The sequence below is a fragment of the Streptococcus sp. 29896 genome (assembly GCF_032594915.1).
In the GTDB taxonomy this organism is placed as follows: domain Bacteria; phylum Bacillota; class Bacilli; order Lactobacillales; family Streptococcaceae; genus Streptococcus; species Streptococcus suivaginalis.
Genome location: NZ_CP118733.1, coordinates 1810792 through 1828020 on the forward strand (window position 1 = coordinate 1810792; position 17229 = coordinate 1828020).

The window sequence follows — 17229 nt, forward strand, 5'->3', positions numbered from 1 at the left end:
TAAAAAGATTATAACACTCTTAACAAGTCAAATTCAATAAATTTCCTTGGTAAAGAATCTTGCTCAATGCGTCATTTGAATTATCAAACTCACAACCTGTTACCAGTAATTTTCCGCCTGTTTCTAGATAATTTTCCAAAATTCTTGCCAACTTCTTCTGAATCGCATCGGTACTATTATAAAATTCTTCAATATTTTCAATCATCACAACATCAAATTCTTCTAGAAAATGAACATTTTGGGCTATTTCTATCGCCAGACTGACTCCGACTACTCGTTTTACTTTCTTATTCATCTCTCGATAGTAAAATTCTATGTGGTCAATAAAGCTCCTTCTAATCTGATCAACATCTGAAATAATATATAAAAGTTGTCCGATATAGCTCTTTGGGGGAATCCCAAAAAAATCACTTACTTCACGATTGATACTGTCAAAAGAACTTCTCAACCTAGTATCTAAGTCCAAATTTCTGTATAGCAAATCGATAAATATTTCTAAAATTTCCATATCATTAAACACAGTGTTTTCTTTCAAGTCTTTGTTATTCATATGCATTTCCTTTCTTCTATCCCTGTAATCCAAAACCTATTAACCGTTGAGTTGATTCCAACTCTGATAATTCTTGGATGGCGTTTTTAATATCAGCTTCTATTACAACATTCATCTCTGTTTCTTCTAAGGTTCTATTGCCCATCTTTTCCATCACTCGAGTCGCTTGTTGATACAAACTAGCCTCTATTAGCTTACGAACATAACGACCATTGCCAAAATGTTCGGTTGTTCCAACTTTTGAAAAATGCGAACGCAATACCCTCTCACAACTAGATTCAAGAGAATAGTCTTTTTTACTCAACATCATTCTAAAAATTTCGTACAGTTCGTCCACAGCGTAATCTTCAAAATGAATGTTGTTTGAGATTCGAGATTGTAATCCTGGATTCGTGTCTATAAAATTGTGCATCAAATCTTTATAGCCAGCAAAAATAACAACTACCTCATTGCGACGATTTTCCATTTCTTGAATAATGGTGGGTATAGCTTCATTGGCAAAATCTCTTTCACTCTGTGGAATCAGACTGTAAGCTTCATCGATAAACAGTACACCACCACTTGCACTATCAAACACCTTTTTTATTTTTGGTGCTGTTTGGCCAACATATTCCCCAATAAGATCTGCTCTTCCAACCTCTACTATCTTGTTTTCTACGATCAAACCATGTTCATACAGGATTTCTGTATAAAGACGAGCTACCTCTGTCTTACCCGTCCCGGGATTACCTGTGAATAACAGGTGCCCATTACTTTCTTCAACATGATAGCCTTTTTCTTTCCTCAGCTTCGATAGTTCTTCAAAAGCAACCTGTTGTCTGATTAATTTTTTTACAGAATGAAGACCTATCATTTGATTCAGCCTCTTCTCAGCTTGGCCACATTTGCTTTTAGATTGTTCCTTTTGCAAACTAAATTGGCTAAGGTCAATCAATCCATTTTCTTGACAATAATTGGTTGCCACCGCATATTCATGGATTCTCTGAACCATTCGTCGAATATCTTTTGCATTAATGAGATTTGAAGCCTTTTCTACATACTCCCTAACAATTTTCTTATCTATAATAATTCGTCTTTTTGCCAATAGTTGAATAGCAATTTCAACCAGTTCGTCATTTGTATAAGGAGGAAACTCGATTCTATTTACATTATAGTATTCCTCCTGTAATTCCATTTCTATTTTTTTAGCTTCTTCAGTCGATTGAGCAATTAGAATACAAATATTATTCTCCTTCTTTGTATTAATATTAGCGAAAAGCTCTAATTTAGGGCGAGCCCTTGCTTTTAAATAGTCATAAACAACTGGAAATTGCTTTTCATCAGTCTTGGGAAGAAAATATTCGCTGCAATGAGTATCAACTGCTTGCAAGTCGAACAATCGTTCTAAATATTGGAGGGCATATTTTCGACCACTCCCCTTTTGACCGTTGAAAATTAAGAAAAATGGTTCTTTCGCATGCGATTCTAAATAGTTTGATTGGTAGTCTAAATAGTTTATAAGATGCTGAATGCTATTTTTAAAGTCGCTGAGTCCAATCATATTTTCTGACAACACATCTGCATTCGGAGTAAGTCCTTGCTTATCTTCCTTTGATTGCTTCAATAAGAAATAACCAAATTCTCCCAAATTTTCACGCCCAACTTTTTCAATAAAATCACTCTCGGTTAGTGAAGAATACTCGTCTAAATAAACATCTACTTTCCAAAGTGATTGAACCTTTTTTGCTATCTCTCTTTTTGTATTTGCGGCTCCCGTTACAATGAATAAGTCCTGCTTCTCATTCAAAAAATACATCCAATTATTTTCTTGTGTAAAAGATTCACTAGGTCGCTCTAGTTGCTGTACTTCTCCCATAAGCTTGATATGATAATAATTCATCTTTATCCCACCCCTGTTCTTATGTTTCTATAGAAAGTATATAAAAACAGATAGACATAATTTGTCCACCTATTTGATTTATTTTTCAAAATAAGAAAAACAGACAGAAATATTCTGCCTGCTTTGCTTTTCCATTAAAACTTCCCAAGGTTGGTCAAGTCTTTCTTCTCTGGCATGACTTCCTTGTTGTCCCAGTGCTCGACAATGAACCTGTCTTTGAGGCGGAAGATGTCAAAGTGGGCGTAGTCCTGACCTGCAATCCAGACTTTTGAATAAGCCACAACATAGTCCCCCTGTCCCATCACCTTAAAGACAAAGTCGTAGTTGACTTTATTCTCTACCAGATAGTCCTTATAGGCCGCGCCGCCTTGAGCAATCTCTTGGTTGTGCTGAATCAGGTCTGCTGCCACATAGTCGTCAAACTTGTCGATTTCCCCGTTTTGAAGGACATCGACCAAGAAGCGACGGACGATTTTCTTGTTTTCCTCGGTCTTGTCCAAGTCAGTCAAGGCAAAGTCAGCGTAAATCGGGTCAAAGTCGCCAATGGTTTTTGGATAGGCATCAATGACATCCCAATGCTCGACGATACGGCCGTTTTCATCTGAACGGAAGATGTCCGCCGTCACCCACTCAGCCTCACCATCATTGAATTTCTGGTGGACATGGACGAAGACAAAGTTTCCGTCTTCAATGGCACGAACAATATTTATTGCCCGCTTGGGATTGCGTTTGAAAAAATCCTCAAAGAAAGCCGCAAAGCCCTCTTTCTCATCCGGCACACCTGTACTATGCTGGGTGTACGTAGCTCCCATATAGTTTTCATGGACTTCCTTGATTTCCCCGTCGCGAATGCCACGGAGGTAGAGATTTTTAGCATTTTCTAGTTGATTAGTCATGATTTTCACCTATTTTAACAATTCTTCTTGTTCTAAATATTCCCTCGCCACTTGCTCTGCCGACTTGCCTTCCACATCGACCGCATAGTTCATCTGGGTCATTTCCTCGGTCGAGATTTTGCCCGCCAAAGCCCCTAGGACTTGCTCCAACTCGGGATATTTGTCTAAGGTTTCTTTGGTCAATAGCGGAGCGGCCTGATAAGGTGGGAAAAGCTGTTTGTCGTCTTCCAGGATTTTCAGCTTGTAAGAAACAATCTTGCTATCCGTTGAGTAGGCATCAACTAGCTGCACATCTCCATTTTTAATGGCTTCGTAGCGAAGGGCAGGCTCCATGGTTTTGACATTGAGATTGAGCCCATAAAGATTGGTCAGACCGATATTCCCGTCCTCACGGTCATTAAACTCCAAAGAGAAGCCTGCAACAGCTGTCTGCTGCACTTTTGCCAAATCCGAAATCTTTTCAAGACCATGATCTTGAGCGTAGTCTTCCGTCACAGCCAAAGCATAGGTATTCTGGAAAGCCATTGGTGCTAAATACATCAGACCATCCTGCTCCAAAATCGCTTCTTTAGCGTAAGTGTAAACCTCCTCAGGGTTATTGGACAAATCAGACGGCGGATTGGTCAAAAGGGTGGTCATAATGGTACCAGTGTACTCAGGGTAAATATCAATCGAGCCTGACTTGAGGGCTTCATAGAGGAAGCTGGTCTTGCCAAAGTTTGGCTCCAGCTCCACCTCGATATCCGTCTGGTCTTCAATTAAGAGTTTGTACATATTGATGAGGATTTCAGGCTCTGCCCCTAGTTTCCCAGCGATGACCAGCTTTTTCGATGAAGACTGGTTGAGCGGAACATAGCTAGCTCCGACTGCCAAAAGTGTCACCAAGAGAGCCGCCAGAATAGTACGAGGCTTCTTGTCCTGTAAGAACTTGATGATCGAGCCAAAGAGAACAGCCAAGACGGCTGACGATATCGCCCCAATCAAAATCAGAGCCGAGTCATTGCGGTCAATTCCCAAGAGGATAAAGGAGCCCAGACCACCCGCACCGACCAAGGCAGCAAGCGTTGCCGTTCCAATAATCATAATGGACGCCGTCCGAATGCCAGACATGAGAATGGGCATGGCCAGAGCCAACTGAAACTTACGCAGTTTTTCCAGCTTGGTCATTCCAAAGGCTGTCGCAGCCTCTTCCAGAGAGGGATCGATTTCCGAAAGTCCGGTCAACGTCCCCTGCAAAATGGGGAAAATGGCATAAATGACCAGAGCCACCACCGCAGGCAGCGTTCCGATACCCATAAAGGGAATGAAAAGTCCCAGCAGTGCCAAGGAGGGAATAGTCTGAAATACCCCTGTCACCTGCAAGCTCCACTCGGTCAGCTTTTTCTTGTTGGACAAGACCAAGCCCAGTGGCACCGCAATAGCAATGGCGATAATTAAGGCCAGAAGTGAAATCCGCAGGTGCTCAAAGAGGGCTGTCAGCCAGTCTGCCTTGCGTTCGATAAAAGTTGCAATCAACTGATCCATTAGGCACCTCCCCGATTTTTCATAAATTCAACAACAAAGTCATTAGCAGGCTGATTGCGGAGCTCATCAGGCGTGCCCAGCTGGACTACTTCTCCTGCCCTCATCAAGCAGATACGGTCTGCCAACTTAACCGCTTCATCCATATCATGCGTGACGAAAACCGTTGTCATCTTGAATTCCTCATGCAAGTCTTTGATTAAGTCCTGCAACTGCCCTTTACTAATAGGGTCTAGGGCTGAGAAAGGCTCATCCATCAGCAAGACCTTGGGATTGGCAATAATCGCTCGCAGAATCCCAATCCGCTGCTTTTCTCCCCCAGACAAGTCCTTGGGCAGACGGTCCAAGTAGCTGTCAGGATCCAAACCCACCTTGGTCAAGAGTTGTCTGGATTTTTTCAAGGTTTCTTCCTTGTTCAAACCCTTCATCTCAGGAATGAGGGCGATATTTTCAGCCACTGTCATATTTGGAAATAAAGCAATCTGTTGCAGGACGTAGCCAGTTTCCAAGCGTAGCTCACGCAGGTCAAAGTCTTTCAGCCGCTTGCCCTGAATCCGAATATCTCCGTCTGTCTGCTCAATCAGGCGGTTAATCAGTTTCAACGTCGTTGTTTTTCCGCTACCGCTTGGCCCAATCAGGACAAAGAATTCTCCCTCTTGAATGTCAAAGGTCAAATTCTTCAAGATTGGTCCGTTAACCTTACAGGTCAAGGACACATTTTGGTACTCAATCATTGGTTCCTCCTCCTATGATTTCTGTCAAGGCCTGCCCATAGCGACCAAAGAGGTCCAGTAACTGCTCCTGTTCTTCCAAGCTGAACTGGGACAGGGCTGTTTTTTCCGCCTCTTCTAAGGGGTCCAAAATCCGACTGGCATAGACACGGCCAGCCTCGGTCAATTTGACCTTCTTATGCCGTTTGTCTGCTGGATTTTCCTCAAAAAAGACATAGCCCTTATCCAGAAATTTCTTAATGGTGGCATTGACCACCTGCTTACTAGAGTAAGTCTTCTTACTGACCAAATTCTGTGTCATACCTCCGGGATTATAATAAAGCCACATAAGGATCGATAGGCACTTGCCGTTGAGGCTCTGCCGCCGTGCATAACCCTCGTAAAGCCCGACCTGCTGGTCAAAAATACGGGCCAAGTCCTTACTCCGCTGTCTCAATTCTGTCATCGTCGCTCTGCTCCTGTGAATAGTCAATTTTTTTTACTATTTTACCAGAAAAAGAAAGATAGTCAATATTATTGACCATCTTTTCTCTTACATATACCCATAAAATTCCCTGCGGACTACTGCCGAATGCACCCAGTTAATCAAGGTGGTGAAATCAAAGACTGGCAGGCCTGTTGCTCGATGAAGAGCCGCCGCATAGGGAGGCAGGTCACTACATTCCAGCAAAATCGCCCCAATTTCTGGATGATTGGCACGTAGTTCCTGCACAACTGCTATTAGGTCTGCCTTCAAGCGACCATTGTCCAGATAGGGCTTGTTGTAGCGGATAGGAGCAAAACTCTCCAAGCTACCAATTTCCTTGACAATACAGTCTGAAATAGAGGCATTGGCCTTGGCGAAGAATTCTGCATCGGCCCCCTCTCCGTCTGCTACCAGAACTGCAATTTTCTGGTCTGGCTTGAGCCCCATTTTAATCAAGGGAATCTGAAGAACGCTGGACAGATAGACAGGAACAGCTACCGCATCCCGCACCTGCTCCTGAAAATGATTGAAGTAGCCACAGGCACCGACAATAGCCCGCACACCCTTTTTCTCCAGCTTCTTAGCAGCCTCAATGACCATATCCAACAATTTCTCCTCACCATTGAAGAGGTCTTCTATCTCCAAAACAATGTCCTCATAGACGACCGGGAAGGAGAAGGTAGTCGCATTGGCGACATTGCCTGGCAACTTGACATAGTTAAAGTCAATGGTAATAATTCCAATCGAGAATCCTGCCACAGAAGCATTCTGCACCTGATAAAACTGGTCCAACTGCCCAGCATTCTCAATACTCGCTCTGAAATGTGTCATTTATACCTCCCGCTCTCGAAAGAGTCCTGTTTCCAAGTAAGCTAAGGTCTCCTCCTTGGTCAAATGGGCCAAATCCAAGTCTTCCAAGGTCAAGCCTTCTTCAAAAAATTGACGACCTGTCATGACGGAGCCCAAGACAATCATACTATCAATAACCGGCGTAGCCACCCCGTATTTCTTACCTAATTCATGATAGATATGGCAACCAACAGGCACATCCTCGGTCACATAACGGTCCTGAATGGTGAAAGGACCTGTCCCATAAGCCATTGGAAACTGCTGGTCGAAGGGAACAATGCAGTCATCTCCCATATACTCTGGCCCCAAAATACTGGTCCGCGACAAAAAGTTCTCCTTGGGATAGCGGAGCAAATCAACACCAATTGCCTCTGCCAGCTGCACTTGCTCCAGATAAAAGGCATATTGCACTTCTGCCACGGATTCACTATAAGCGTGTGAATAGATAGAGTACTGGAGCGGATCATTGCCACCGAAAATCCGACCAAAATTCTCCATCACACTAGCCCCCAAAATCGTACCAGGACAATGCAAGACTGGATTGACATTGCTAAAACCAACATCCAAAACGGTCTGTCCGCCTGTCACACCGTCCCCCTCCGTAATAGCATCAAAGGCTCCAATCGCCCGCGAACTCTCTAGGAAGATGTCTTGGTCGGTCAAGGGCAGAGCTGCACCTCGAAGCGTAATAGCCCGATATTTTAACTCGATTTTTGGCGTCATGACCCCGCCCTCCCTGACAATTCGAGCTCCATAAGGGGCACTGGTCCAGCCGCCGACAATAACCTGCTTCTGACAACCCAACTCTCTCATCTTCTTACGAAGTTTCAAACTGCCAAAATTATCCGGAATGATATGAACAATCATCCCATCTTCTAAGACAGGCACCAAGGCTTCAAAAAATTGGTCATGGGCAATGGACGGCACCGCCACAATGACAATCTTGGCTCCTGCTACAGCTTCTTCAATGCGGTCTGTCACCAGGTCAAAAAAGGCACGTCCGCTACGCTCAAAACCATAAAGACTATTTTGTCCACCTGTCAAGGTGATCCCTGTCTTGTCCAGATTTTTTAAGGTTTGTCCCGCAAATGCTGGCAACTCAAAGAGGTGGACACGATTCCCAGCCAACTTAGAATCCGCTCCAACCGCTTTTCCAACTGCACCTGCCCCCAAAATCGCTATCGGTGCTTGTTTCCATTCTTCTACTGACATAAATCCCTCCCATAGTCGTTTCTTCCTAGTATAACAAAACCACACTCACTCGGCCAATACCAGTAAATTATGACCATCTATAAGAATAGACTATCACGAGGATAGCCTATTTCATCTTATTTTTCTTTCAAAACAACATTTAGTAAGAGAGCTGCCAAGGTCCCTGTTGAAATACCTGATGAGAAGACCATTTGAAGAGCTGATGGAAGATGACTCAATAATTCTGGACGAACGGTCACTCCAATCCCCAGCGCAAAGGCAATGGAAATAATCAAGAGCTCACGATCCCCAATTTTAACCGTTGCAAGAGTCTTAATCCCTTGGGCTGCAACCAAACCGAACATGATAATCCCAACACCACCAAGAACAGGCTGAGGCATGATGGAAATCAAGGCTGATAATTTTGGAAAGACGCCAAGTATGGTCAAGATAATACCTGCTAAAATCATGACATGACGACTAGCAACTTTAGTCAAAGTAATGAGGCCAACGTTTTGTGAGAAGGCTGTATTTGGACCAGCCCCAAAAATACCGGCAATCAAGGAACCAACACCGTCTGCCAGAACACCATTTGCTGCCCGCTCAGAAGAAATCTTTTGATTTGAGGCTTCTCCAATGGCCATCATAATCCCCACCGTTCCAATCAAGGATACGACATAGGCCGGGATGAAGGCTAGAATAGAAGATAGGTCAAATTTCACACCATAATGGAAAATTTTAGGAAGAGCAAACCAGGCTGCTTCTCCAACAGCCGATAAATCAACTTTCCCAAGAAAAATACACAAGATGTAACCAAAAACCATCCCAAAGAAGACAGAGGCTGTTTTTAGCATGCCTTTACCATAATGATTTAAGGCCAAAGTAAAGACCAAGACGATAAAGGCAATACCGATATTTTCAACTGAAGCATAGTCTGAAGCGCCAGCTCCACCAGCTGCCCAGTCCATACTTACTGGCATGAGGGTAATACCGATGAGGGATACAACAGTCCCCGTAATCAATGGCGGAAAGAAGCGCATCAAGGGTTTGACAAAGCGACTGAGAGCAATCTCTACAAATGAACCAGCAATGGTTGCTCCTACAATACCAGCAATTCCCAACTGACTACCAACGCTGATTGCTGGATTGGCAAAGGTAAAGTCCGTCCCCATCATACCAGAGACACGTGAACCAATTGGCCCCAAACCTTTAGATTGCAAAATGGTGGCAATACCGGCAACAAAGATAGAGGCTGATACCATGATAGACGTATCTTCGACCGATAATCCCAAGGCACTTGCAACGACAAGAGGCACTGCGATGATTCCTGCAAATGCTGCTAAAATATGCTGAAAAGCAAGCAGAACAGCCATCCCTTTTGGTGGTTGTTCATCAATTCCGTAAAGCATCCCTGAGGAATGTTCATTTGTTATTTTCTGAGACATGATTTCTCCTTCATTATTCCTAAATAATGGTATTAGTCTATCAGAAAACACAACCATTTTCAATACATTTTGTTCCTATAAACAAATAATGTTCGTGTTTATAGAAGAGTTTCGTTAATATTTACAATATTCTAACCTGAAAATTCGTTTATTGTTTTGATTCTGTTAAAAAAATGCTATAATACACAAAAGTAGCATTTGGAGGAGAAGATAAACATGAAAGCATTAGAAGAACGCATTTTAAAAGATGGTCAGGTATTAGGAGAAAATATCTTAAAAGTTGACTCATTTTTGACCCATCAGGTTGATTTTCGCTTGATGAAAGAAATGGGGCAGGTCTTGGCAGATGCCTATCGATCTAAAGAAATTACCAAGGTTGTCACGATCGAAGCCTCGGGTATTGCACCAGCCGTCTATGTTGCAGAAAGTTTAGAAGTTCCGATGATTTTTGCCAAAAAGCATAAAAATATCACCATGACAGAAGGGATATTGACTGCTGAAGTCTATTCATTTACCAAGCAAGTCACCAGCACGGTCTCCATCGCTAGCAAGTTTTTGTCATCTGAGGACCGTGTTCTAATCGTTGATGACTTTTTGGCCAATGGACAAGCAGCAAAAGGCCTGATTGACATTATCCAACGGGCCGGGGCACAAGTGGCTGGGGTCGGTATCATCATCGAAAAATCCTTCCAAGATGGCCGCCAGCTCTTGCTTGATGCTGGTGTACCTGTTACTTCTCTCGCTCGTATTGAAAAATTCCAAGATGGACAGGTTGTTTTCGCACCTGCTGATATTTAAAAGGACTTGCTTCCAATCGGGAGCAAGTCTCTTCTATTTATCTATAATTCCACACCAAAGACTTCTAATTGCTTTAATTCGGTAGCAGTCAACCTGCGGTATTCTCCAAGAGCGAGCGCTGGATCTAACTCAAGTGGCCCCATGGTCAATCGTTGCAAGTCTGTCACCGTCTTGCCACAGGCCTGCACCATACGTTTGACCTGGTGAAATTTCCCTTCTCGGATGGTGATGTCAACGAGTGAGGTCTGTTTGTCTTCATCCATCTCCAAGATGGTCAACTGGGCTGTTTGACAGGTAAAGTCTTTCAGCTCAATTCCTGCCGCAAATCGCTCCACATCCTCTTGGGTCACGATCCCGTCAACCTGTGTACGGTAGCGTTTATCAACATGTTTTTTCGGAGAAAGCATGGCATGGGCCAGCTGACCGTTGTTGGTCAAGAGCAAGAGACCGTGGGTATCAATATCCAAGCGTCCAACTGGAAAAATTTCCTTATGGCGAGCTGTATCATCTAGCAGGTCCAAGACAGTCCGATGACGGTCATCCTCGGTGGCTGATATGACACCCTTGGGTTTATTCAACAGATAGTAAACAAAGGTCTCATGGTTCAAGACCTGACCTGCTACTGCAATTTGGTCTGACTTTTCATCAATCTGTTGCTTTGGGGACGTCTCTACTTGGCCATTGACTGTGACTTGCTTGTTTTTCAGGACTTTCTTGACTTCTGTCCGACTTCCAACACCACAATCCACTAAAAATTTATCTAATCGCATACGAGTTTCTTTTCCATTTTGATATATTCTGCTTGCTTTTCTCTTTCTGTAAATCCAAGAGCATGAAAGAGGGTTTGAGCTACTTGATGAAAGGTAGCAACTGTCAGTTTGATACTAGCTGGCTGAACATTCTCTACTAAATAGTCTTCAATAGTCTGGTAGAAAGCTCTGCCATTTCCCTGACCTGTCAAAGACGGTTTCATACCCAAACGAATGTCAACGGTCTCGCCATCTTGGTCAATACAGAAATAGCCCATGAGGGCGGCATTGCGGATGACTGCAAAAAAGCGATCCCCACGCGCCTCTGGTGAAATCATCTCAGCATAAATCTTGGAGTTTGCACTAATCGTATAGGCATCCAAAGGTGGTTGATAGCGCCATTGGTTAGCAATCTCCAATGCCAGATCCTGGGGCAGGGGCATGATGTAAAAATAATCCATTCTTCGGAAATTTTTTGCCAAATTTTTAATCCGACGGTTTTGGGTGGCGTAATTATCTGTCTGATAGACATAATCCACATAGCCCAACTGATAAGAGGGAATCATATCCTTAAAAATCAACTGAACATCCTCGGGAAAACGGAGTATTAATTCATTTAAGCGGTTGTTTTCTAACATAGGAATATTATACCAAAAAGGAGCGGAAAACCGCTCCTACTTCTTCAGTTGTTTATAAATCAAGCCAGCGCTTATCAAGGCACAGCCGATGGCGTAGATACCAAAGGCTCCTGTTGGGGTTGGGTTGAGTTTTTCCAGATAAGTCGGCAAGATGGCAGATGTGGCACCACCGATATTGCAACCCATAAGGACGATTGTCATGACTGCATTGAGCAAGGCCTTAGGCGCACGGTCCGTTACCTGACTAAAGACAATGGTTAGAATGATGCTGTAGAAAAATCCTGACACCATGCCACCGAGGCCCAGCACCCAGAGATTATCCGCAAAGGCAATGCCGACAACCGCGAGTCCAAAGACCACGTAGGAAACCGCTAAAAGCCAGCCCTTCAAACGACCAACCAGACTACTAAAGACCGTCCCTGCCACAATCCCCATGACCTGCATAAGACTGAGAATCAGACTGGCTTGCTGAGCAGTACCGATGCCCTTGGCTAAAACAATCTGAGGAATACGAATGGTCAGAAAGGTATTGACATTGATAACAAAGAAGGCTAAGAATGCCAGATAAATGCCCATCATCCACATGGTCTTATCCAGCTTGACCTTGGGCGCGTTCTCCTCAACCTTTACCTCCATGCGAGCAAGTAATTCTTCCTTGGGCACAAAGAGGACAAAAAGAACCAAGATAACCAAGGCAAAAAGATAGACCAAGAAGGCAGGTTGCCAACCAAATTGAGTCAACCAACCAACAAGGAGAGTCAGCCCTGCGCTTCCCACTACCTCTGCCGAACCACGCAAACCCATCATTTTGACCCGTTCCTGACCGGTGAAAAAGTTACCGATGATATTAATCGCACGCGCATTGATCAAGCCAATCCCCAAACCAAGCAAGATACGAGCCAACAAAATCAGAGGATAGGCAGTTAGAAACACCGGTAAAGCACCTCCAATTGCCATTAACAAGAGCCCTGCAATGATAATGTTGCGTTCCGATAAGAAACGGACAACTAGACCATTCATCAAGAGTGCTACCATAATAGCAAAGGAGGTCACCGTAATTAAGTTTTCCACCTGGGCCGCTACAATTCCCTGCTGGGCAAAATGCTCAATCATCTGTGGAATGGCTGGTGAAACTGCAAATGTCGAAACCAGCATGGTGGACAGGGCCAGCAAACTGGCTTTTTCTAAAATTCTTTTCATTTTTCTCCCTTTCAACGTTCGTCTTTTACTAGTATAGCAGATTTGAAAGCGAATGGATAGAAAAGTCCGACTTTTATTCTCTCCCATTTCATGCTATACTTAACTTAACTATACTCAAAGGAGAGAATCATGTCTGTTATTGAACGATTGACAAAAGCTGCCCATTTGATTGACATGGATGACATCATCCGTGAAGGGCACCCAACCCTACGCCAAATCGCTGAAGAAGTTGTATTTCCCCTATCTGATCAGGAAATTATTTTAGGCGAAAAAATGATGCAATTCCTCAAACATTCACAGGATCCAGTCATGGCTGAGAAAATGAAACTCCGTGGCGGAGTTGGTCTAGCAGCGCCTCAGATTGACGTTTCCAAACGCATCATTGCTGTCTTAGTCCCAAATCCAGAGGACGAAGAAGGCAATCCACCTGCCCAAGCCTACTCTCTACAAGAGGTTATGTACAACCCTAAAATCGTGGCACACTCTGTCCAAGAGGCGGCTATGGAAGGGGGCGAAGGCTGCCTATCTGTTGACCGCGAAGTCCAAGGCTACGTAGTCCGCCACGCGCGCGTGACTGTTGATTACATGGACAAAAACGGAGAAACACACCGTATCAAACTCAAAGGATTTAATGCCATCGTGGTCCAACACGAAATCGACCACCTCAACGGTGTCATGTTCTACGACCGCATTGACCCAGAACACCCATTTGCCGTTAAAGAAGGCATGCTAGTGATTGAATAAACATAAGAAACTGACTGAAATCTTCGGTCAGTTTTTCTTTTTTATAAACATAGCAGAGCTAACTGCCTAAAAATTTCCTGCCCATCCAAGACCAGGTCTTGAAAGAGGAGATAGTCCAGCAAAGCCAGCAAACCAGCTAGCAGGATGAAAACCACTAAGCGATTTGAAAACCGAACCTGCAAAAGATGATTGAGACTGACTAGAACAATTTCCAAGACAAGCAAGCCAAGCACCATCCACAAGAGATAAGGGGCATTTGGAAGGAACCAAGCCCAGAGTTCCTGTCCCCTCAGGAGTTCAAGAAAAATCCCCCTCTCCGAATGCGAAAGCAAGATAAGGCCATCTTCCAGATAACCGATTCCTCCGATCAGACTATTGACTAGGAAAAGACTAGCTAGAAAGAGCATTGTAAAACAAAGAGCCTGACCCAGTCCCAGCAACCACTTGGTGACTAGAACCTTGCGCAAATCCACAGGCTGGGTCTGATAGAGACGCCAGTTTCTCCCTGCAACCTCCACTGCCTTACCCCGACTGCCCAGCCAAACCGCCAGCAAGAGCACCAACAAATAGGCCGGACCATCAAAGAGAGAGCGCAGACTGCCAATACCTGACAGATCTCTGGAGCGGTCCCAAGAAGGATCGTCTACTGGAACCAAGGCATCATTGGTATCAAAACGATTTTCCAAGCTGGTCAAAACGACATCCTTGCCTCGCTTAGTTGCAGGCACCCCAGCCTCCATCAGCTGCTGCCAGTAATACTGACTGACCTGATTGCGGGTCTGGTAACGGCGAAGATTATCCACCGTCTGGCTGGCCCCAATATCACCATCGGCAAAAGCCTTTTCCTCTCTAGCCCATAGATAGACCTGCTCTGCCTTCAGCATAGCAAGGTGACTAGCCGGCAGAGCCTGAGGGTTTTCCTGATATACCTGCCATTGCTTGACATAGAGGTCCTTATAGACACGATATTCTTGCAAGAGACCAAGCCTCAGCTCCAACTCCTCTTGATAGCTCGTATCCTCTTTGACCAACTGCCTCAGACGGTTGATTTCCGACTGCAAACTCTCCACATAGGCCCCATCTTGCTCATAGGACTGGGCAACCAACTCCATCGAACCCCTCTCCTCCTGGGCAACCTCTTGCTTTTCTAGTCCCGTCAGTAGGGAAAATAGCAGAGCTAAAAGCAAGTTGCCCAAGACGAGCCCTTTCCAAGAATTGAGCCGACTAAGGATGAGAACATCAAAAGACCAAGCCTTGTCCAAACGCCCTGTGTCTAACTCCTTCTGATGCCCCACGGTCAGGACCACCCTTTTCCTCTCTGTCAGCAGATAATAAGCCACAAAAAGCCCAATGGTCAGCAGGAGAAAGACATCCACCTGTATAAAGACCTGTGAAAATACAGCTGTGTCTAAAAAACTCGGAAAGGCAAGCAAGGGCAGAATTTGACCTGACCAACCAGCTACTGCACCTGCCTGATAGGAAAGCCCCAGAGCTAACAGTAAGCCAGTCACCACAAAAGTCAGCCGACTGGCTAACAAGTAGTCCAAAAATCCAAAAAGTAGGCGAACAGCTAGAAGCAAGACCAGCCAAAAACCAAGCAAGATAAGCCCGTAAAGCCAAGAGCCTATCAACTGACTCTGACCCAACATCTCAAGAGGAGCTTGAAAACTAGATACAGCCAACTGACCTGTCAGCCCATCATAGACCAGTATAAAGAGCAAACCTATCCCCACAGCCAGTAAAAGCGAAAGCAAGGAAGCAGCCAAACGCCTGACCCCCTGCAAACTCAGACTATCCCATTGCCGCAACTGCCAAACTTGATGCGCAAGTGTCTTTTCTGCCAGCTGATTGGCAAGTAGAAAACCCAGCACTAAAAATACAGGAAGAAAACCAAACAAACTTTCCAAGTAGGCTTGAACAATACGGCCTGTTGACCAAGCTTGATTTTCAGGACCATCAGGCAATTGGTAGGCAAGTAACCAGTCATTCCATCTGACCAAACGCTCGACTTCACTAAGCGTCAAGGATTGCCGCGTTTGAAAAAGCTGCCGATTGCGGCTGATAAAATAGTCCAAATCCTGATACATGAGTTTGCGGTAGTTGGGGATAGCTTCAAACTTCCCCTCATCCAAGGCCTGACTGATACTTTCAATATCGGATTTCAAGCCCACCATCCGCGGCGCCTCTTCTGACCCCTCCTCAATTTTTATATCTGCCAAGACACTGGCCAATTCACTCAGTTCTTCTTTATAGGTTTCCACATAGGCCGCTTGATGGGCTTGCCTTTGTGAGATGGGAAGGTAGGCCAGACCTAAAAAAACCAGCACGAGCAGGCAATAGAGAGGCGACCATAGAATTTTCTTGATTTCAAAGTGCAGCCTCATGTCTCCTCACCACCTTCCTCCACATAGAGATCTCGATAGAGGGATTCCATATAGTCGCTGGCTTTTGTAAGGCCAGCCACTTGCTGGATGGGAATACAATCCAAACAGTCTAGTAAATCTCGCTCGGGCAAGAAGATTTCCACCAGACCCTGCTCTGCCTTTTTCCACAAGAGTTGAGGATAATCCCGTAAAAATTCCTGAACCTGTTTGGAGTTTTCCACAACAAGATGGTAATCATAATCCGCCGTCAACTCCACTTCTGTGGCAATCAACTTGCTGGCCTTGAGAAAATAAACCTGATTGGTCAGCTTCTCAATCTCCGACAAATGGTGGGAAGAAAGCAAAATAGCAACCCCTTCTGCCTGTAGATTCAGAAGAAATTCCCGCTGTTGAATGATATTGGTCGGGTCCAAGCCGATATGGGGTTCATCCAGCAACAAGAGCTTGGGCTTGGGAAGGACAGCCATGGCAAAGAGCAGCTTCTGCTTCATACCCATGGAATAACCAGCCACCCGCTTTTTGACATAGTAGCCCATCCCCAATTCTTCCACCAACGCAGCCACTTCCTTTTTCCCCAACTTGTGGGTCGCAGCCACATAGGTCAGATGGTCATAACCCGTCAACTGTGGATAAAGAGCTTGAGCATCCAACATGACAGACATGTCCTGAAAAATCGCTCGGTCACTATTGGGCCGACCATTGATGGTTACCGACCCACGGTCAGCGGTATCTGTATTGCTGATGATATTTAGGAGGGTGGATTTTCCCACACCATTGGGACCTACTAGGGCAACCAAGTTCCCCGCTTGCAACTCAAAGGACACATAGGACAAGACCTGGTGGGTACCGTATCGCTTACAGACATCGACTACTTTTAGCATAGAAACTCCTTTCTTTGGGCAAATAGCAGAGCAGAGAAGATTACATCAACTAAGTATATTATGGCATTTTTTAATATGTATATCAAGAACTTATACAAAAATAAAACAGCAAAAAACGATCCAAAGGATCGTTTCCACATCATTCTTTTTAAAAGCCAAGCACAAATGCACAGCAAGCTAGCTACTACGAAAGAATGTATAGACAAAAAATACCAAACTTAGGCCCCAAAGACAGTAACTTAGCCATTTAAAGGCCCCTCTTTTCTCCAATCTATACCGCCACATACAAAGCCATCCCAAGAAAAAG

The 17229-nt window shown here is 44.5% G+C and carries 16 protein-coding genes; 2 read left to right on the plus strand and 14 right to left on the minus strand.

Annotated elements, in window-relative coordinates; translation table 11 throughout:
* Positions 1 to 19 precede the first annotated feature (19 nt).
* The 9 genes from PXH68_RS08265 to PXH68_RS08305 form a co-directional block, all read right to left on the minus strand.
* Entirely contained in the window at positions 20 to 550 is a 531-nt protein-coding gene (locus PXH68_RS08265) for a hypothetical protein (protein ID WP_044673278.1), read from the minus strand.
* Positions 551 to 566: 16 nt separating this feature from the next.
* Positions 567 to 2429 (minus strand): AAA family ATPase, encoded by a 1863-nt coding sequence (locus PXH68_RS08270; protein WP_248028249.1) that lies wholly within the window; start codon positions 2427 to 2429, stop codon positions 567 to 569.
* A 134-nt stretch (positions 2430 to 2563) separates the two neighbouring features.
* On the minus strand, positions 2564 to 3325 hold the full coding sequence (locus tag PXH68_RS08275) for a nuclear transport factor 2 family protein (protein ID WP_248028248.1): 762 nt from the start codon (positions 3323 to 3325) through the stop codon (positions 2564 to 2566).
* A gap of 9 nt (positions 3326 to 3334) precedes the next feature.
* Positions 3335 to 4849 (minus strand): ABC transporter permease/substrate-binding protein, encoded by a 1515-nt coding sequence (locus PXH68_RS08280; RefSeq protein ID WP_248028247.1) that lies wholly within the window; start codon positions 4847 to 4849, stop codon positions 3335 to 3337.
* On the minus strand, positions 4849 to 5580 hold the full coding sequence (locus PXH68_RS08285; RefSeq protein WP_248028246.1) for an ATP-binding cassette domain-containing protein: 732 nt from the start codon (positions 5578 to 5580) through the stop codon (positions 4849 to 4851). Before PXH68_RS08285 ends, PXH68_RS08280 begins: the two co-directional genes overlap by 1 nt.
* Positions 5573 to 6022 carry a MarR family winged helix-turn-helix transcriptional regulator gene (locus tag PXH68_RS08290; RefSeq protein WP_248028245.1) on the minus strand — a complete coding sequence of 150 codons (450 nt, stop codon included), beginning with the start codon at positions 6020 to 6022 and terminating at the stop codon, positions 5573 to 5575. Before PXH68_RS08290 ends, PXH68_RS08285 begins: the two co-directional genes overlap by 8 nt.
* 87 nt (positions 6023 to 6109) lie before the next feature.
* Complete coding sequence (locus PXH68_RS08295; RefSeq protein WP_248028244.1) at positions 6110 to 6874, minus strand: aspartate/glutamate racemase family protein; 765 nt, start codon at positions 6872 to 6874, stop codon at positions 6110 to 6112.
* The gene (locus tag PXH68_RS08300; RefSeq protein ID WP_248028243.1) at positions 6875 to 8104 is read right to left on the minus strand and encodes an NAD/NADP octopine/nopaline dehydrogenase family protein; all 1230 of its coding nucleotides are present in this window, start codon (positions 8102 to 8104) and stop codon (positions 6875 to 6877) included.
* A gap of 116 nt (positions 8105 to 8220) precedes the next feature.
* On the minus strand, positions 8221 to 9528 hold the full coding sequence (locus tag PXH68_RS08305; protein WP_248028242.1) for a nucleobase:cation symporter-2 family protein: 1308 nt from the start codon (positions 9526 to 9528) through the stop codon (positions 8221 to 8223).
* 216 nt (positions 9529 to 9744) lie between these two features.
* Between PXH68_RS08305 and PXH68_RS08310 the strand changes: the two genes are divergently transcribed.
* Positions 9745 to 10326 (plus strand): xanthine phosphoribosyltransferase, encoded by a 582-nt coding sequence (locus PXH68_RS08310; protein WP_248028241.1) that lies wholly within the window; start codon positions 9745 to 9747, stop codon positions 10324 to 10326.
* A 41-nt stretch (positions 10327 to 10367) separates the two neighbouring features.
* On the opposite strand, the gene PXH68_RS08315 is transcribed toward PXH68_RS08310, so the two are convergent.
* Genes PXH68_RS08315 through PXH68_RS08325 form a run of 3 tightly spaced genes read right to left on the minus strand, consistent with a single transcriptional unit; the run spans position 10368 to position 12913 of the window.
* Positions 10368 to 11096: a pseudouridine synthase gene (locus tag PXH68_RS08315; protein WP_248028240.1), complete on the minus strand. Its 729-nt coding sequence runs from the start codon at positions 11094 to 11096 to the stop codon at positions 10368 to 10370.
* Positions 11087 to 11713: a GNAT family N-acetyltransferase gene (locus PXH68_RS08320; protein ID WP_316715644.1), complete on the minus strand. Its 627-nt coding sequence runs from the start codon at positions 11711 to 11713 to the stop codon at positions 11087 to 11089. The genes PXH68_RS08315 and PXH68_RS08320 overlap by 10 nt, the downstream gene beginning before the upstream one ends.
* Positions 11714 to 11749: 36 nt before the next feature.
* Complete coding sequence (locus PXH68_RS08325; RefSeq protein ID WP_248028238.1) at positions 11750 to 12913, minus strand: MFS transporter; 1164 nt, start codon at positions 12911 to 12913, stop codon at positions 11750 to 11752.
* A 129-nt stretch (positions 12914 to 13042) separates the two neighbouring features.
* Between PXH68_RS08325 and def the strand changes: the two genes are divergently transcribed.
* Positions 13043 to 13657, plus strand: a complete 615-nt coding sequence (gene def, locus PXH68_RS08330) for a peptide deformylase (protein WP_044772074.1) — start codon at positions 13043 to 13045, stop codon at positions 13655 to 13657.
* A gap of 41 nt (positions 13658 to 13698) precedes the next feature.
* Here the strand turns inward: def and PXH68_RS08335 are convergent, their stop codons facing one another.
* Both PXH68_RS08335 and PXH68_RS08340 read right to left on the minus strand, forming a co-directional pair.
* Complete coding sequence (locus PXH68_RS08335) at positions 13699 to 16041, minus strand: hypothetical protein (protein ID WP_248028237.1); 2343 nt, start codon at positions 16039 to 16041, stop codon at positions 13699 to 13701.
* Positions 16038 to 16922, minus strand: a complete 885-nt coding sequence (locus tag PXH68_RS08340) for an ABC transporter ATP-binding protein (RefSeq protein WP_248028236.1) — start codon at positions 16920 to 16922, stop codon at positions 16038 to 16040. Before PXH68_RS08340 ends, PXH68_RS08335 begins: the two co-directional genes overlap by 4 nt.
* Between the last annotated feature and the right edge of the window lie 307 nt (positions 16923 to 17229).